Origin of the sequence: Pseudomonas juntendi, assembly GCF_021560075.1 — a bacterium.
GTDB lineage: Bacteria > Pseudomonadota > Gammaproteobacteria > Pseudomonadales > Pseudomonadaceae > Aquipseudomonas > Aquipseudomonas juntendi.
Window position 1 is genome coordinate 4,749,309 of record NZ_CP091088.1, and the last position, 14,829, is coordinate 4,764,137.

Annotated in this window: 14 protein-coding genes and 1 pseudogene; 5 read left to right on the forward strand and 10 right to left on the reverse strand. The window is 59.7% G+C overall.

The window, feature by feature from the left end:
* Window positions 1-406 precede the first annotated feature (406 nt).
* The 5 genes from L1P09_RS22000 to L1P09_RS22020 all read right to left on the reverse strand — a co-directional run bounded on the left by L1P09_RS22000 (window position 407) and on the right by L1P09_RS22020 (window position 6,011).
* Entirely contained in the window at window positions 407-1,573 is a 1,167-nt protein-coding gene (locus tag L1P09_RS22000) for an MFS transporter (protein ID WP_009685420.1), read from the reverse strand.
* An 87-nt stretch (window positions 1,574-1,660) separates the two neighbouring features.
* Window positions 1,661-2,176, reverse strand: coding sequence for a DUF3237 domain-containing protein (locus L1P09_RS22005; RefSeq protein ID WP_154211069.1), 516 nt, complete (start codon window positions 2,174-2,176; stop codon window positions 1,661-1,663).
* Complete coding sequence (locus tag L1P09_RS22010; RefSeq protein ID WP_235768115.1) at window positions 2,173-3,270, reverse strand: polyamine ABC transporter substrate-binding protein; 1,098 nt, start codon at window positions 3,268-3,270, stop codon at window positions 2,173-2,175. Before L1P09_RS22010 ends, L1P09_RS22005 begins: the two co-directional genes overlap by 4 nt.
* Before the next feature lie 36 nt (window positions 3,271-3,306).
* Complete coding sequence (locus tag L1P09_RS22015) at window positions 3,307-4,641, reverse strand: alginate export family protein (protein WP_232892744.1); 1,335 nt, start codon at window positions 4,639-4,641, stop codon at window positions 3,307-3,309.
* A 107-nt stretch (window positions 4,642-4,748) separates the two neighbouring features.
* Window positions 4,749-6,011 (reverse strand): serine hydrolase domain-containing protein, encoded by a 1,263-nt coding sequence (locus tag L1P09_RS22020; protein WP_054906083.1) that lies wholly within the window; start codon window positions 6,009-6,011, stop codon window positions 4,749-4,751.
* Between the two features lie 145 nt (window positions 6,012-6,156).
* Between L1P09_RS22020 and L1P09_RS22025 the strand changes: the two genes are divergently transcribed.
* Entirely contained in the window at window positions 6,157-6,768 is a 612-nt protein-coding gene (locus L1P09_RS22025) for a TetR/AcrR family transcriptional regulator (RefSeq protein WP_235768116.1), read from the forward strand.
* Between the two features lie 263 nt (window positions 6,769-7,031).
* On the opposite strand, the pseudogene L1P09_RS22030 reads toward L1P09_RS22025, so the two are convergent.
* Window positions 7,032-7,412, reverse strand: a pseudogene (locus L1P09_RS22030) (DEAD/DEAH box helicase); the annotation flags it as partial.
* Window positions 7,413-7,528: 116 nt separating this feature from the next.
* On the opposite strand from L1P09_RS22030, the gene L1P09_RS22035 reads away from it, so the two are divergent.
* The gene (locus tag L1P09_RS22035) at window positions 7,529-7,948 is read left to right on the forward strand and encodes a hypothetical protein (RefSeq protein WP_009685412.1); all 420 of its coding nucleotides are present in this window, start codon (window positions 7,529-7,531) and stop codon (window positions 7,946-7,948) included.
* A gap of 21 nt (window positions 7,949-7,969) precedes the next feature.
* Complete coding sequence (locus tag L1P09_RS22040; protein WP_009685411.1) at window positions 7,970-8,842, forward strand: cation diffusion facilitator family transporter; 873 nt, start codon at window positions 7,970-7,972, stop codon at window positions 8,840-8,842.
* A 13-nt stretch (window positions 8,843-8,855) separates the two neighbouring features.
* Here L1P09_RS22040 and L1P09_RS22045 read toward each other — a convergent pair whose 3' ends face one another.
* Window positions 8,856-9,593, reverse strand: a complete 738-nt coding sequence (locus L1P09_RS22045) for a DUF6515 family protein (RefSeq protein WP_235768117.1) — start codon at window positions 9,591-9,593, stop codon at window positions 8,856-8,858.
* A gap of 395 nt (window positions 9,594-9,988) precedes the next feature.
* On the opposite strand from L1P09_RS22045, the gene L1P09_RS22050 reads away from it, so the two are divergent.
* Entirely contained in the window at window positions 9,989-10,465 is a 477-nt protein-coding gene (locus tag L1P09_RS22050) for an Lrp/AsnC family transcriptional regulator (protein ID WP_003249795.1), read from the forward strand.
* A 54-nt stretch (window positions 10,466-10,519) separates the two neighbouring features.
* The gene (locus L1P09_RS22055; RefSeq protein WP_003249787.1) at window positions 10,520-10,723 is read left to right on the forward strand and encodes a DUF2788 domain-containing protein; all 204 of its coding nucleotides are present in this window, start codon (window positions 10,520-10,522) and stop codon (window positions 10,721-10,723) included.
* Window positions 10,724-10,876: 153 nt separating this feature from the next.
* Here L1P09_RS22055 and L1P09_RS22060 read toward each other — a convergent pair whose 3' ends face one another.
* From L1P09_RS22060 to L1P09_RS22070, 3 genes are all read right to left on the reverse strand, one after another.
* Complete coding sequence (locus L1P09_RS22060) at window positions 10,877-11,515, reverse strand: pseudouridine synthase (RefSeq protein WP_235768118.1); 639 nt, start codon at window positions 11,513-11,515, stop codon at window positions 10,877-10,879.
* A 6-nt stretch (window positions 11,516-11,521) separates the two neighbouring features.
* A complete protein-coding gene (gene amn, locus L1P09_RS22065; protein ID WP_009685408.1) occupies window positions 11,522-12,985 on the reverse strand; it encodes an AMP nucleosidase in 1,464 nt (487 codons plus the stop codon).
* Between the two features lie 174 nt (window positions 12,986-13,159).
* Entirely contained in the window at window positions 13,160-14,812 is a 1,653-nt protein-coding gene (locus L1P09_RS22070) for an acyl-CoA dehydrogenase family protein (protein ID WP_054905921.1), read from the reverse strand.
* Window positions 14,813-14,829 lie beyond the last annotated feature (17 nt).

The window sequence follows — 14,829 nt, forward strand, 5'->3', positions numbered from 1 at the left end:
AAATTGTGGCGCCAGTGCGATGTGCTATTTCATCAACCGGATGACTGACGGATAGCTCGCGAATGGCCGTGATCTGCGTGATTGATAGCCGGTCAGAACGGCTGCAGATCTGTGCAGACGCCCATGCATCGTCCTGCCAACGCTCGGCGAGGCTGAGCGGAGGTAGCTTGCGGTCTTGATCTGCTCATCCAGCCAGGCCTTCAGGATGCCCTCACGCTCATCCGGAGTGACCACCAGCCCCTTTCGAAGGATCGAGTATTCCCTGAGGTAACGAGGCCCTGCCTTGCCTCCCGGAATCATGTTCAGGCGGGTGCGCCGATAGAGGTAGTTGATCTAAAGGTCAATTAGCCCTAATCATGAGTGGATCTGCGCCCACCGCCCAAAGGGGGATGACATTCCTACAGCCTTACTGAATAGCAAAATCAGCTTCGGTCTTGCGCCTGCGGTTGAGTACCAGCATCACCGCCATCGATAGACCGCCCAGCAACACCGAGCCCGCCGATAGGGTAAAAATCTCCTGCCGACCTTGGTTACCGATGAGCACCATCAAAATCGTTGGCGCTGCAGCGGCAGAGATGACTTGCAGGCTCCCCACCATGCGAGTGAGCCGACCCGTTGGATCATGGGCGACGACCGACGACATGTAGTACGACAGCGCAAGGTTCCAGCCAACGTTCATAAGAAACACGGCGATCCCCAGATCAACGGCACTTCTGATGGCGGTTGCAAACATGACGATGGCCGCCAATACGATCGTCGAGCCCGTAAGAATCATCGGCACTCGCCCGAGCTTCTTGCCCAGAAGGCTTGGCAATGCGGCTCCGGGCAAACCACCCAGCAAACCGACGCTCAAGGCCCAACCGATCTCCACGGCCCCGATTCCCGCGTCAGTGCCTATGCCCTCTACGAACCCCCAAAGCGAATAGATGGACACTTGGAGCAAGACCATCCCGATAAGGGAGAACACCCCAACGACCGAAAGACTCTTCGCATTCGCGTCGGTTGTATTTTTGGGCTTGGGAGCGGTTGTCCGAGGCAAAAACATGCACGCGAAGCAGATCAAGGCGAACCAGATCGACAGGTAATTGATTGCCCACCCGAAACCCAGACGCCCTGCAATCAGCGGTACTGTCGCAGCCGAGAAAGCAAAAAGCGCTGTTTGCATGAACAGCAGCACCCCATAGGAGCGATCAGGGTCGCGCAACCCTCCGAGGCCGAAAATGGAATAGGCGTACAGGATCCCCGATCCTATTCCGGCAACGACACGAGCCGCCATCAACATCGAAACATCAGAAACCTGAGCAGTGAATAGATTGCTTACGAGTAACGCGGATGCAGCCAAGAGTGCCGTAGTGCGAACACTAAACCGGCGCATGATCGGAACGCATGCCAACGTGCCAAAAATCGAACCACACATTTCGGCTGACATGACACTGCTTTGCTGAGCGAGCGTTAACCCCAGGCGCTCGACTAAGAGGCCGATGAAAATCGGTTGAATGCCTACGGCAAGAATGGATCCTGCCGCAATGAGAATGCAGGCTGCGCGCAAGACGTTGTCTGATTGTGTATTCATATTTTTGTTAGATCCTGCTGGTCGCCGCTTGGCGGACGACCAGGGTGGGCCTCAATACATAAGACCAGCCTATGTCGACGACGCCTGTTACGCTAAACGGTAACAGGCAATGTGAACTTGCCCTTCAGCGGGATAGCTGACATGGCCAATAAACACGTGATCTCGCAACCAGCTCAAAGGCCCATTAGCCACCTGGAAGACCGGTGTGCAGGTACAGCGATAGCGCTCTTGCTTCAATGGCCACACGCCTTCCGCGCTCAAGCGTCGTCCTTCCTCGTCGAGAAGCAGGCGGCCTGTGTTGTGGATATTGATGAGTTCTCCGGCATCCGTTAACAGGCTGTACCGGGCATCCAGCTCCCCTACGCCGTCCCTTCGCTCAAGATACTGGTCACTTCCCCCAGGCAAAACACGCCCACGAAAACCCAGGCTTTCAAAGGTACCCCCCGTGATCGGGTAGTTGCTGCGCCAACCTTCGCAACACTCTCCCAAGTTCTCATGCACAGAGATATCAACCTTCAAGGTCATGACCCACTCTAAATCAGGTACGCTCACAGATTCGTGCTCGGACTTTTCCATTACTTCCTCTCGTGCAATCCGAATCATCGATTGCTCTTGATCGACGTCCAGGTTCGAGTCCGTACGCGCTCGATGGATGACGGTATCGGTTCAAGAACGTACAAGTTAGAACGCTCCGCTTCAGGAATGTAGATCGTAGGATCGTTTCGCAAGGATTCATCTACCAGAGCAGTCGCGTCCTTGTTTGGATTTTGGTAACCGATCTTATTGCTGATTTTGGCAATCACATCAGGGCGGAGGATGTAGTTTATGAAAACATGAGCCTCCTTAGCATTCGGTGCGTTCAGAGGAATGGCGATGACATCTGACCAGGTAGGTGCGCCCTCCTTGGGGACAACCATCTTGATCTTGACCCCTTTTCCGGCAACGTTGGCAAGTTGCTTGGCCAAAGTAAAGCCGCCCGACCACCCAACGGCTGCGCAGATATCCCCGTTGGCCAGATCCATGCCATACCTGGACGAGTTGAAATAGCTCACATATGGGCGAATTTTCAGAACTGCCTGCTCGGCCTGCTTGTAATCACTGGCCTTTTGACTGTTTGGATCGAGGCCTTGGTAATGCAAGGCAATCGGAATGATCTCTGTCGCAGCATCCAGGAAACCAACGCCGCACGTGGCGAGCTTGGAAATATTTTCAGGTTTGAATATGGCGTCCCACGAACCCATGTCTGCGTCTTCGCCGAGCGCCTTCTGAACCATGTCCACGTTGTAGCCGATGATCGTAGTTCCAAGCAGGTACGGAACGGCATATTGGTTCCCCGTATCCCCCACTGCTTCGAGGTTTTTCATCGCGGACTCATCTAAATGACTCCAGTTCGGTAGCTGCGCACGATCAAGTGGCTCTAGCGCTTTAGCCTGGATGAGCTTTCCAATGTTCGAGCTTCCAGGAAAGACTACGTCATAGCCCGAGTTACCGGTCAACAACTTTGACTCAAGGATTTCAACGCTATCGAACACATCGTAAATTGGACGTATGCCTGTCTCCTGCTCAAAGTCCTTCAGAACCTGCGGTGGTAGATACTCAATCCAGTTGTAGATCCTGACGGTAGGCTGAGCCCAAGCCAGAGAACTGACGGCCAGTGCAGCGACGCCAAACACGCTGCGCAAAAAAGCCTGCTTCATGAACGACACCTCGCAATTGATAATGCGTGATTGAACTCAGTAGCGATACGTAAAATAGAGTTCAAGCGCACTGAAACGCTCGTCATCCCCGAAAACTTGTTTTGCAGCGGATTTGGCATTTACCCAGTTATACGAAAGGGACGTATAAAGGCGAGGCGTTGGCGTCCAATCTAAGTACACTGCCGTCTCATCCGCAAATCTACGCTTGTCAACCGGGGTGCCTTGATAGTTCTTTTCGTCAAGCGAGAATTGGTAGTGGATGACACCAAACGTCAGGTTTTCAGTGAGGTGGTTCTTGATTGAAAACTGATGAACATTCTGGTTGGTGTTGAACAGGAGATAGTTTCCGACGACGTCACCGAGCAACCAGGTACCCCAGTCGATAAACCCTTTACTTAAAGGATCCCAGGCTTTTTGGCGATTATCAGTTAGATCGGAGTCACCCGAAAAGTGCGTGTAACGGTATCCAAGCACAGGCGCGAAGGGAAGCATATCAAACGTGTAATCCGCCTCGGCATACCAAGCGTTGGCGTCGTAGTCAACGCCGTCACCATTCCCTCGCTGGACTGCGTATTCGCCATTGAGTTCCAGAGCGGGCAGAGCCGGGTGAACGGCCTTGAGAGCCCGCACGTTATAGACCTGCATACCGTCACGGGCAGCTCGTGCAGGGGTATGGCCCTCAAGCGCATCGACCTTCATAGCAGTTGCCCCAAGAACGACTGCACCGCCCACATCATAATCCAGGTTGACCCCATTCATCCGGAAATCGCCCAGATGATCATCGGTGGTCAAACTGAAAGCTTGTACCTGAGCAGCTCCACCATCCCAGGCCAACAAAGCAGAATCGCGAAACGCCGTGCGCGGGCCAAGCCAGTACGCGCCGTCCCCGAAGGTATCAAGGTTGCCATCCATGACGATGAAGCCGGTACCAATCATGTAGTCCTGACGGCCAGCCGTGAATTTCCAATTCCCAGCCCGGAAGCCTGCGTAAGCCTCTTCGACAGAAGCGCTGCCATCGGAGCTGCGCGTGTTGCCGCCAGCATCACCATCCCCAAAGGTGCTTGCGGCAACCACTGAGCCACCCGCCAATAAGCTCAGATCAGGATTCAACTTATAATCAAATGCAACCTTGGGCTTGACATAGATTTCTTGCCAAGTCGTTTTTGTACCACGATCCTTACCGCTACGAAGATCCTTGACCCCGGCCCCGAAGTTAATGTTCCGAGCGGTGACAGTAGAGCCACCCGCAGAGAATGAAAACTCTCCACTTAAATCACCATCTTCAAACTTGTAACCGGCCCATGTGAACTGACTCACTGAAACGAGGCCGAGCGCTAGCAATACTCCGGCATTACGCGGGGTGCGGTACATGTGATGCTCCTGTGCATTGTTTTTGTATTACAGGGCAGTTGGGCGGCAAATCATGCCGCCTAAACCTGCTAAAGCAGGAGGATGCGACCGCATCCTTTAATTATTTTTTAAACACTCAAATGCATTGCAATAGCGCGTAGCATCCGCACGCTATCCGCATCTAGGTCGGTAACAGCTTCAGGTAGGGAGGATTGCTTGACGATTACTGTCCTAGAGGGAATATCCACAAACAGGTACTGCCCATGGATACCACCTGCCATGATGGCTTGACTGTGGTCGTTGAAGACATACCACTGGCTGCGATACGACGCCCCCGGCGTCCACTCGGAGAACTCTTCGTTCGCAGCGTAGATAGCAGGGTCAGCGCCACGAAGCACTCGCTCGATCGCGCTCTGAGAAATGAGCTGTTCACCATTGCGGTTGCCGCCATCGAGAATCAACTGACCAAAGCGGGCCATGTCACGCAAGGTCGCGTTGAAGCCGGCACCAGCCACACTGCGCCCCCAAGGGTCAGCCATAAAATAGCCATCGCGCTCGCAGCTGAGCTTGCCCCACACGCGCTCAAGATGCTCCGAACAAGACAGACCGCTTGCTCGCTCCATCACCCACGCTAACGCCTCAGTCGTTGCAGTCACGTAGTGGAAAAACCCACCGTGCTCACCCAATTTTCGCAACGAGGGGATGTACTGGTACAGCGACTCATAGCGCGAAAACTCAGTCGGCGCCGGCTGAAATCCGCAGGCGTAGCCATATTGAGAGCTTTCCGAAGCAGGATCGTCATAGACCTCGCTGTAGTCGATGCCTACCGCCATGTCGAACAGTTGCTGCACGGTTGCGTCTGCGAAGGCACCGTCGCCAAACTCAGGAACATAGGTCTTGGCCAGAGCCTCCGGGTTCAAAATGCCCGACGACACTAAGTCTTCACCGATCATGCCGATCAACGATTTGGTAACGGAGAACATGATGTGCCGGTCGCTGCGCTGCTGACCATTGAAGTACTCCTCGTGCATAACCTCGCCGTTACGCACCACGATGAAGGCGTCAGTTTTGCTCGCCTGCAGGTGCTCAGCAACCGTCACCGACTCGCCGATCACGCTTTCGAACGCCAAGCCACCCAGTGATCCGGGAGCACATTTCCACTCACTGGGAGCACCGTTCCCAGCTTTGACATCGATGGTTGGGCGCAGGCGTGCAAGATTTCTGAAAGCCCAGCGGTTGTAGGGTGGACGCATCCAGTTATCCCAGGTCACCCGGGCATCTGGAGTGGCTGGGAACCCTTGCATCAGAGAGACCGAAAGTCCACCGCTGATGACCGCTTGCTTGGCCTTACGGTACTGCTCGGCCAGATGATCAATCTTGTTATCGTTCATGACGCTGTCCCGAAAAATGACTCTGCGGTTCGTGCAGATGCCCTAAAGATTTATTACGAACAAAAACTTTAGTCAACTAAAACATTTTATTGGGATCACCTTTTCTGGTAGGCTGCATTCGACTGTGGACAACCGGATAGCGCAAGTGAGTGGATTACGTGAACGACAGATGGAGCTGCGCCGCCAGGCCATCTCCGAGGCGGCCATCGAATTGTTCAGAGATCAGGGGTATGCGCAGACGTCTATTGACCAGATAGCGAAGCTCGCCGGGGTGTCGTCACCTACCGTTTTCAAGTACTACCCGAGCAAGCAGGAGATCCTGCTGGGGTTGCTTCAGGAGGCTGATCAGCGCGCAGTGCTCGACCTGCGGGAGGTCATGCACCAGTTCGAAGACCCGGTGGATCTGCTGTGCCACCTGGAATCGCTTCTGATCAGCTACAGCCTCAAAGTCTTACCTGCCCCCATTTGGGCTGAGCTGCTGCCACTGGTGCTGAGCGGTGGAGTCGGGCTGCCTGACTCGTACCATCAAATGAACCGTAAGCTGCAGGGAGAGATTGCAAATGTGCTCAGGGCGCTTCAGGAGGCAGGCAAGCTCAGGGCGGATCTGGACGTCGAGTTGGCCGCGTTCCTCTTGAACGACTATTCCCATGTCCAGCTGATGAGGCTAGTCAAAGCGACGGATCCAGATCGCGAGGAACACAACAGCAATGTCCGGCGAATCACCTCATTGCTATTCCATGGGATGAAGGCTGGCTAGGCATTGGCTTCGTGAGAGGTTGCTGGAGCGGAGCAGCGCTCGTGCGGCAATGAAGAACCTCCCGTGGCACCTACCGGAGGTGGGATTAAAGACCCTCGCCGAGGGTTGGTCCGGAATGGAAAAGCTGCAGGGTCGGGCTTAGCTTGACTGCATCACCTGATACACCACTTAGGTGCTCGATGAGGAGCAGAGCAAAGAAAGGGCAGCAAGGCTCAAATCTTGGTTTGACAAGAAATATGCGTTTCCGGGGATTGTGGCAAAACGTGGTATTCGTCGAAAATCAGCAAGCCCACCCCTTCCAGTGCCGGGTCGGCTTGCAGGCGACGGGTAAGAATACCTTCGGTGACCACTTCGATACGGGTGCCGGGGCCCACCTTGCTGTCCAGGCGGATGCGGTAGCCCACGGTTTGCCCAACCTGCTCACCCAGCTCACTGGCCAGCCGCTCGGCCGCGGCGCGGGCGGCCAGGCGCCGGGGTTCCAGCATGAGGATGGTCTGCCCGGCCAGCCATGGCTCGTGCAACAACGCCAGCGGCACACGGGTGGTCTTGCCCGCCCCCGGGGGCGCCTCGAGCACCGCTTCGTCGCGGGTTTGCAAGGCTTGGCGCAAAGCGGGCAAGGCCGCATCAATGGGTAATGAAATCATGGTGGTCCTCGAACAGTCTGGCGAGTATAACGGCGAACCCAGCCTGCCCTATCATGGTCTTAGCATCTGGCGCAGGCGCTTCGCTTGCCCTGCTGAATACCCTTTCGGAGATTGTCATGCGCATCCCAACCCGCGCCATCGGTGGCGCACTCGTGGTTACCCTGCTGACCCAACTGACCGCCTGCGGCACCATTTTCTACCCGGACCGTCGCGGCCAGATCGGTGGCAAGATCGACCCGGTGGTTGCCGCCATGGACGCTATCGGCATCCTCTTCTACGTGATCCCCGGGCTGATCGCCTTCGGCATCGACTTCGCCACCGGCGCCATCTACTACCCAGGCGGCCACACCGCCCAGGTCGACCCGGCAAAACTGCAACAGGCCGTCAGCCCGGATGGCAAGGTCGACAACCTGAAACTGCAGGCCATTCTTGAAACCGAACTGGGCCAGCGCCTGCCGCTTGACGACCCGCGGCTTATCCAGCACCGCGGCAGTGTCGAGCAATTGGCCAGCCTTGGCTTGGTGCCAGCAGCCTGAACCACAAGGACCTGACCACGGATGATAACCACCCCGGCTGAACACCAGCGCCTGTTGCGCCTGGCCACCCGCGCCTCGCTGGCGGTGGCCGGCATCCTGGTAGTGAGCAAGGCGCTGGCCTGGTGGCTGAGCGGCTCGGTCAGCCTGCTGGCCGGGCTCACCGACTCGGCACTGGACGCCGTCGCCTCGTTCCTCAACCTGCTGGCCGTGCACTACGCCCTGCGCCCGGCTGATGACGACCACCGCTTCGGGCATGGCAAAGCCGAAGCCCTGGCCGGCATGGCGCAGGCGCTGTTCATCGGCGTCAGTGCCGTATTGATCGGCGTGCAGGCGGTCGAGCGCCTGCATACGCCACAACCCTTGGGTGATACCAGCATCGGTATCGCAGTGATGCTGCTGTCACTGGTGCTGACAGTCGCCCTGCTGGCCTTCCAGTACAAGGTCATCCGCCTGACCGGCTCCACGGCGATCCGCGCCGACTCGCTGCACTACCGTTCGGACCTGCTGCTCAATAGCAGCATCCTGCTGGCGCTGTTACTGGCCCGTTTCGGCTGGCCGCAGCTGGATGCGCTGTTCGGCCTGGGCATTGCCCTCTACATCCTGTGGAGCGCGCTGCAGATCGCGCGCGAGAGTATCGCCATCCTGATGGACAAGGAGCTGCCCGGCGATGTGGGCGAGGAAATGGCCGCGCTGGTGTTGGCCATTCCCGGGGTCAAAGGCGTGCACGACCTGCGTACGCGGCTGTCGGGCAACCAGTGGTTCGTACAACTGCACCTGGATTTGCCCGGGCAGTTGCCGCTGCATGATGCCCATGAGCTGTGCGTGGAGGCCTCGCGGGTGATCCGCCAGCGTTATCCGCAAGCGGATGTGATGGTGCATGCCGACCCGGTCTGAACCTGCGCGTGGGTCAGTTGACGCTGTACCCTCGGCCGCTGAAGCAGGCCCCCAGTGCGCGTTGGTAATTGCTGAGCACATTCGGCGGCGGCGCGTAAGTCGCGGTGGCGGGGTCGAAGCCTGACTGGCTGACCGCCCAGCGGTGGCACTGGTAACGGTCCTGCTCCTGCTGCTCCGGGCCTTGGCCATACATCGGGTACGCCATCACGTCATAGTCGCCCGCAACCGGCGGTGGCGGCGCGGGTGGCGGCGCGGGTGGCGGCGGGTTGACCACCACATATTCCTGGCTGTCTTCCAGGTACTGGTAGTAGGTATCGGCAACCAGGAAGAACAACGCCCCACCCACCCACACTTCCCGTGCATACGGCGGCAGGTAATTGACCCGCACCCCGTAAGGCGGGGTTACCACGATGTAATTGCCGCCATGCGGGCGGTACCAGTAACCGCCGGAGTAGAAGTAGTCACGGCCGCGATAGGGCACTTTCCAGTAGCGGTCAGGGAAACGATCGACCGTGTGCCCAGGGCGGTACTGCGGCCCCGGCCCCCCGGCTTGCCAGCGATGCTCATCGCCATGGCGGCGGGGAATATCCTGGTAGTAGCCCTGCCGGGGCGGCTGGGTCTGGCGCACTTCGTCGCGGGCGTTCAGCGGCCGACCGGGCCCAGGGTCGCCGGGCCCTTCGGCCAGCGCCCCAAGGCTGATGCCCAACCCCAGCAAACCAACACCTGCCAACTGCCAGATGCGCGACGTCATGGTATTCCTCTCGGTAGGTAAACTGCAGCAGGCAGCCAGTCTACCGTGGTCTTCAGGCCGGCCAATTAAAATTACCGACATGAAAAAAGGGAGGCCGCAGGGCCTCCCTTCAGGAATTGTCGTCCGTGCTCGGCACTTGTGGCACCGGCTCACCTCACAGCGTCTTCTGGAAGCTGTGTAGCCCGGGGGCCTGCGGATCCGGTTGGATGGCTGGCCGCGACCGCCCGCCTAGGGCGCGTCGCCGTGGACTGATGTCCGGGCAGTGATTCTGTTGATAAAGATACCGGACAGCTGGCGGCAGCGGATTGCGAAGATTGCTCATATAAATATTACTTGCGCAATTTTTCACCCTGGAATGATAATTCGCCGCAATCCGAACAGAAAAGGCAAATGCCATGAGCAAACTCGACCGCTATGACCTGAGCATCCTCGCCGAATTGCAGCGCGATGCGCGCATTTCCAACCAGGAACTGGCCGAGCGCATCGGCTTGTCGCCTTCGCCATGCTCGCGTCGGGTCAAGCAGCTGGAGGACGACGGCTACATCTCCCGCCAGGTCGCCCTGCTCGATCGCAAAAAGCTGGGCCTGAGCCTGACCGCCTACGTGCTGATCGGCATGGACCGGCACACGCCGGAGCGCTTCGAGACCTTCGAGGCCGCTATCCGCAACCTGCCTCAGGTACTGGAATGCAGCCTGGTCACCGGTATGGATGCCGACTACCAGTTGAAGGTGGTGGTGCCCGACATGGACCACTACCAGAAACTGCTGCTCGGCAGCCTGACCCGCATCGAAGGCGTCACCAGCGTGCGTTCGAGTTTCGTGCTGAACCAGGTGCTGGCCAGCACCGAGCTGCCATTGACCCACCTTCGGTAATTGCCCGCGCCTGCGGGCGTATACTCGAGCGCTCAAACTGCCTGGAGAACACCGATGGATCCCGCCGTATTCGAAGAGTGGATGATGATCATCCTGGTTACCGTGCTGATCGGTTTCATGGGTTTCATCGTCTGGGACCTGGCGAAAAAGTCCAAGGCGGGCAAGTTCGGTACGCTGATCCTGTTCTTCGTGCTGGGGCTGGGGGTGCTGGCCTTTATCATCAAGAGCGTGGTGGTGGGGTTTCTTGAAGGGGTTTAGGGCTTGGGAATGCGGGGAGCGCTTTGCGCTCCATCGCGACACAAGGCCGCTCCTACAGGGGTCGCACAAAGCGGGGATCGCGACCCAAGGCATGGTTTTGCGCGGTTCTGTAGGAGCGGCCTTGTGTCGCGATGGGCCGCAAAGCGGCCCCCACTAGCGCTGCAATTTTGCCGGAACCTCCCGCCAGCACCCCTGCTCCAACCCCTCCAGCGCCCAGTCACCAATGCGTACCCGCACCAGGCGCAAGGTCGGCAACCCCACCGCTGCCGTCATGCGCCGCACCTGGCGGTTACGCCCTTCATGAATCACCAGCTCCAGCCAGCTGGTCGGCACGCTCTTGCGAAAACGCACCGGCGGGTTGCGCGGCCACAACGCGGGCTCGGCCAGGCGCCGCGCCTCGGCCGGCAAGGTCGGCCCATCGTTCAGTTCCACGCCGTCACGCAAACGCTGCAACTGCTCGTCGCTCGGCTCACCTTCCACCTGCACCCAGTAGGTCTTGGCCAGCTTGTGCTTAGGGTCGGCAATCCGCGCTTGTAGCCCGCCATCGTTGGTCAGCAACAGCAAGCCTTCACTGTCACGGTCCAGCCGCCCGGCCGGGTATACGCCCGGGATGTCGATGAAGTCCTTGAGCGTCGCCCGCCCTTCGCCGTCACTGAACTGGGTCAGCACGTCGAACGGTTTGTTGAACAGGATCAGGCGGGGCTCGGCCGGCGGCGCCTTGGCCTGGCGACGCGGGCCGGCGGCAGGCCGCGCCTGGGGGCGGCGCGGCTTGTTACGGGGTGGCAGTGACATGGATCCTCAGCGGAACGGCGGCTCATCGAAGCTGCGCAGTTTACGCGAGTGCAACGAGTTGAGCTCGGTGCGCAGCAGGTCGAGGGCGGCAATGCCGATCTTCAGGTGCTGGCTGACCGCCCGGTTATAGAAGGCGTTGGCCGAACCTGGCAGCTTGATCTCGCTGTGCAGCGGTTTGTCGGACACGCACAGCAAGGTGCCGTACGGTACCCGCAAGCGGTAGCCCTGGGCGGCAATGGTGCCGCTTTCCATATCTACCGCCACGGCACGTGAAAGGTTGATCAGCGGCCGCTCCTGGGCCCAGCGCAGCTCCCAGTTACGGTCATCGTAGGTCAGCACGGTGCCGGTGCGCAGGCGCTTCTTCAACTGTTCGCCACGCTCTCCGGTCACTTGCGCAGCCGCTTCCTGCAGCGCCAACTGCACTTCGGCCAGGGCCGGGATCGGAATGTTCGGCGGCACCACGCGGTCGAGAATGCCGTCGCGGCGCATGTAGGCGTGTGCCAGAACATAGTCGCCAATGGTCTGCGACTGGCGCAGGCCGCCGCAGTGGCCAATCATCAACCAGCAATGCGGGCGCAACACCGCCAGATGGTCGGTGATGTTCTTCGCATTCGACGGGCCGACGCCGATGTTGACCAAGGTGATGCCGTCACCGTCGGCGGCGATCAGGTGGTAGGCCGGCATCTGGTAACGGTGCCAGACCACGCTGGCAACCAGCGCCTGGGCTTCGCCATGGTCCATGCCCTTTTCGATGGCCACGTTGCCCGGCAGCACCATGCGCACGAAACGCGGGTCGTCACGCAACTGCTCCAGGCCATGGCTGATGAACTGGTCGACATAGCGGTGGTAGTTGGTCAGCAGGATCCACGGCTGCATGTGGCGCCAGTCGCTGCCGGTGTAATGCACCAGGCGGCGCAGCGAGAAGTCGACGCGTGCGGCATCGAACAGTGCCAGCGGCAACACGTCGGCATGATCCCAGTCGTACAGGCCGTCGGCGATATTGTCGGTGGCGGCCGACAGGTCGGTGCTGGGGAACACCCGCGCCAACTGCGCGGCGGTGATGCCGCTGCCGGCCAGTTCGTCACCCTGGTCGACCACATAGGGGTAAGGGATATTCTGTTCGCTGACGCCCACTTCTACGGTAACGGTGTAGTCGTGCATCAGCGGGCGCAGCTGCTCCAGCAGATAACCACGGAACGCCGCGGGCTGGGTGACAGTGACGCTGTAGGTGCCGGCCACCTGCACCTTGGCATAGGCGCGCGTGGTGGCGGCGACTTCGCCATGGCTGTAGTAGGTCAGGCGCAGGGCCGGGTAGCGGAACAGGTCGCGCTGCTCGGCGTCGGGTTCGGTGCGGTCTTTCAGATAACGCTTGAGCGCAAGGCTTAGGGCACCGGTGGCTTGTTCATGCAGGGCCGCCAGACGATCGACGGCCTGTTCGGGGGTATCAACGACTACAAAAGCGTGGCTCACACTGTGCTTCCTGTCTGGACATGCATGTGAACCATCTTGCCTGCCTTCTTGGCTAAATACATCCCCATTGATCGGTGCTGGATTCTTCGCGGGCGCGCCCGCTCCCACAGGTACGGCACCGCCCGGGACATCCATGAAGATCTTGGGAGCGGGCATGCCCGCGAACAAGCCGAATCAATTCGCCCAGGCTGGCGTCGCCCGCGCCACCAATGCCTGCACATCCACACCGCGCGGCAACGCCCCATACACCCGGCCGCCGCCCGCCAACCGGCTGCCAATGAACGCATCACTCACCAACGCATTGCCCGCCTCCAGCAACAGCTTGGCCTGCAACGCCAGGGCAATGTCCTCGGTCAACTGCCGCGCGCGGTACTGCATGTCGCCAGTATCGGCAAACGCCCCCTTGAGGTTGCCGATATGCGCCGCCAAACGTGGGTCGCCATGCCCATCGCCCAGCTCGGCGAACAAGGCATCAAGCACCCCCGGTTCCTTGGAAAGGGCCCGCAGCACATCCAGGCACTGCACATTGCCCGAGCCTTCCCACGTCGAGTTCACCGGTGCTTCGCGGTACAGCCGGGGCAGGATGCTGTCTTCCACATAACCGGCACCGCCCAGGCATTCGGCGGCTTCGTTGATCATGGCCGGCGCACGCTTGCAGATCCAGTACTTGCCCACTGCCGTCACCAGGCGGGCGAAGTGCGCCTGCTGCGGGTCTTCGAGCTGCTCCAGCGCCTGCCCCATGCGCAGGCTGAGGGCGAGCGCAGCCTCGCTCTCCAGGGCAAGGTCGGCAAGCACGTTCTGCATCAGCGGCTGCTCATTCAACACGCGCCCACCGACCTTGCGGTACGCGCAGTGGTGGGTAGCCTGGGTCAGCGCCTGGCGCATCAGCGCACTGGAGCCGACCATGCAATCGAAGCGGGTCATGGCGACCATTTCGATGATGGTCGGCACACCACGGCCTTCTTCGCCGATCATCCACGCCAACGCCCCGCGAAACTCCACCTCGCTGGAGGCGTTCGAGCTGTTGCCCAGCTTGTTCTTCAGGCGCTGGATATAGAACTGGTTGCGGCTGTCATCCGGGCGGTGGCGCGGCAGCAGGAAACAACTCAGCCCCTTTTCGGTTTGTGCCAGGGTAAGGAAGGCATCGCACATCGGCGCCGAACAGAACCACTTGTGGCCGACCAGCTCGTAGGCCTGACCCGGGCCCGGCGCCCCGACCGGGTAGGCCCGGGTGGTGTTGGCCCGCACATCGGTGCCGCCCTGTTTTTCGGTCATGGCCATACCCAGGGTGACACCGGCCTTGTGCCGGTCGCCGACATTGCGCGGGTCATACTCGCAGGCGAGGATTTTCGGTAGCCAGTACTCGGCCAGCTCGGGTTGCAAGCGCAGGGCTGGCACGGCGGCGAAGGTCATGGTCAACGGGCAGCCGCTGCCGGCTTCGGCCTGGCTGTGCAGGTAGGTCATGGATGCCCGTGCCACATGCGCCCCGGGGCGCGGCTCGGCCCATGGCAGCGACGGCAGGCCGTGCTCGATCGCGGTGCGCATCAGTTCGTGGTAGGCCGGATGGAACTCGACCAGGTCGATGCGATGGCCGTAGCGGTCGTGGCTGCTGAATTCGGGTTTGTGGGCGTTGGCCAGAAAGCCAGCCTGCATCAGCGGCCCCCCGGCCAGGGCGCCGTAGGCATCGATCCGCGACTGCGCCCAGCCCGCGCCGAAACGCCGCGACCACTCCTGGAGTGGCAGGTCGAGGCGGTAAAGGTTGGCACCGTCTAGCGACGGTGGCTGGTTGGTAACTTCGTGGGTTTCAGCGTACTGGTGCAGGTTCATCGGGGGCTCCTGGATCC

Excerpts from the sequence above, each read along its gene's own strand:
- L1P09_RS22000 (WP_009685420.1), bottom strand. The coding sequence starts at position 1,573 with ATGAATACACAATCAGACAACGTCTTGCGCGCAGCCTGCATTCTCATT.
- L1P09_RS22005 (WP_154211069.1), bottom strand. The coding sequence starts at position 2,176 with ATGATTCGGATTGCACGAGAGGAAGTAATGGAAAAGTCCGAGCACGAA.
- L1P09_RS22010 (WP_235768115.1), bottom strand. The coding sequence starts at position 3,270 with ATGAAGCAGGCTTTTTTGCGCAGCGTGTTTGGCGTCGCTGCACTGGCC.
- L1P09_RS22015 (WP_232892744.1), bottom strand. The coding sequence starts at position 4,641 with ATGTACCGCACCCCGCGTAATGCCGGAGTATTGCTAGCGCTCGGCCTC.
- L1P09_RS22020 (WP_054906083.1), bottom strand. The coding sequence starts at position 6,011 with ATGAACGATAACAAGATTGATCATCTGGCCGAGCAGTACCGTAAGGCC.
- L1P09_RS22035 (WP_009685412.1), top strand. The coding sequence starts at position 7,529 with ATGCGCATCCCAACCCGCGCCATCGGTGGCGCACTCGTGGTTACCCTG.
- L1P09_RS22040 (WP_009685411.1), top strand. The coding sequence starts at position 7,970 with ATGATAACCACCCCGGCTGAACACCAGCGCCTGTTGCGCCTGGCCACC.
- L1P09_RS22045 (WP_235768117.1), bottom strand. The coding sequence starts at position 9,593 with ATGACGTCGCGCATCTGGCAGTTGGCAGGTGTTGGTTTGCTGGGGTTG.
- L1P09_RS22050 (WP_003249795.1), top strand. The coding sequence starts at position 9,989 with ATGAGCAAACTCGACCGCTATGACCTGAGCATCCTCGCCGAATTGCAG.
- L1P09_RS22055 (WP_003249787.1), top strand. The coding sequence starts at position 10,520 with ATGGATCCCGCCGTATTCGAAGAGTGGATGATGATCATCCTGGTTACC.
- L1P09_RS22060 (WP_235768118.1), bottom strand. The coding sequence starts at position 11,515 with ATGTCACTGCCACCCCGTAACAAGCCGCGCCGCCCCCAGGCGCGGCCT.
- L1P09_RS22070 (WP_054905921.1), bottom strand. The coding sequence starts at position 14,812 with ATGAACCTGCACCAGTACGCTGAAACCCACGAAGTTACCAACCAGCCA.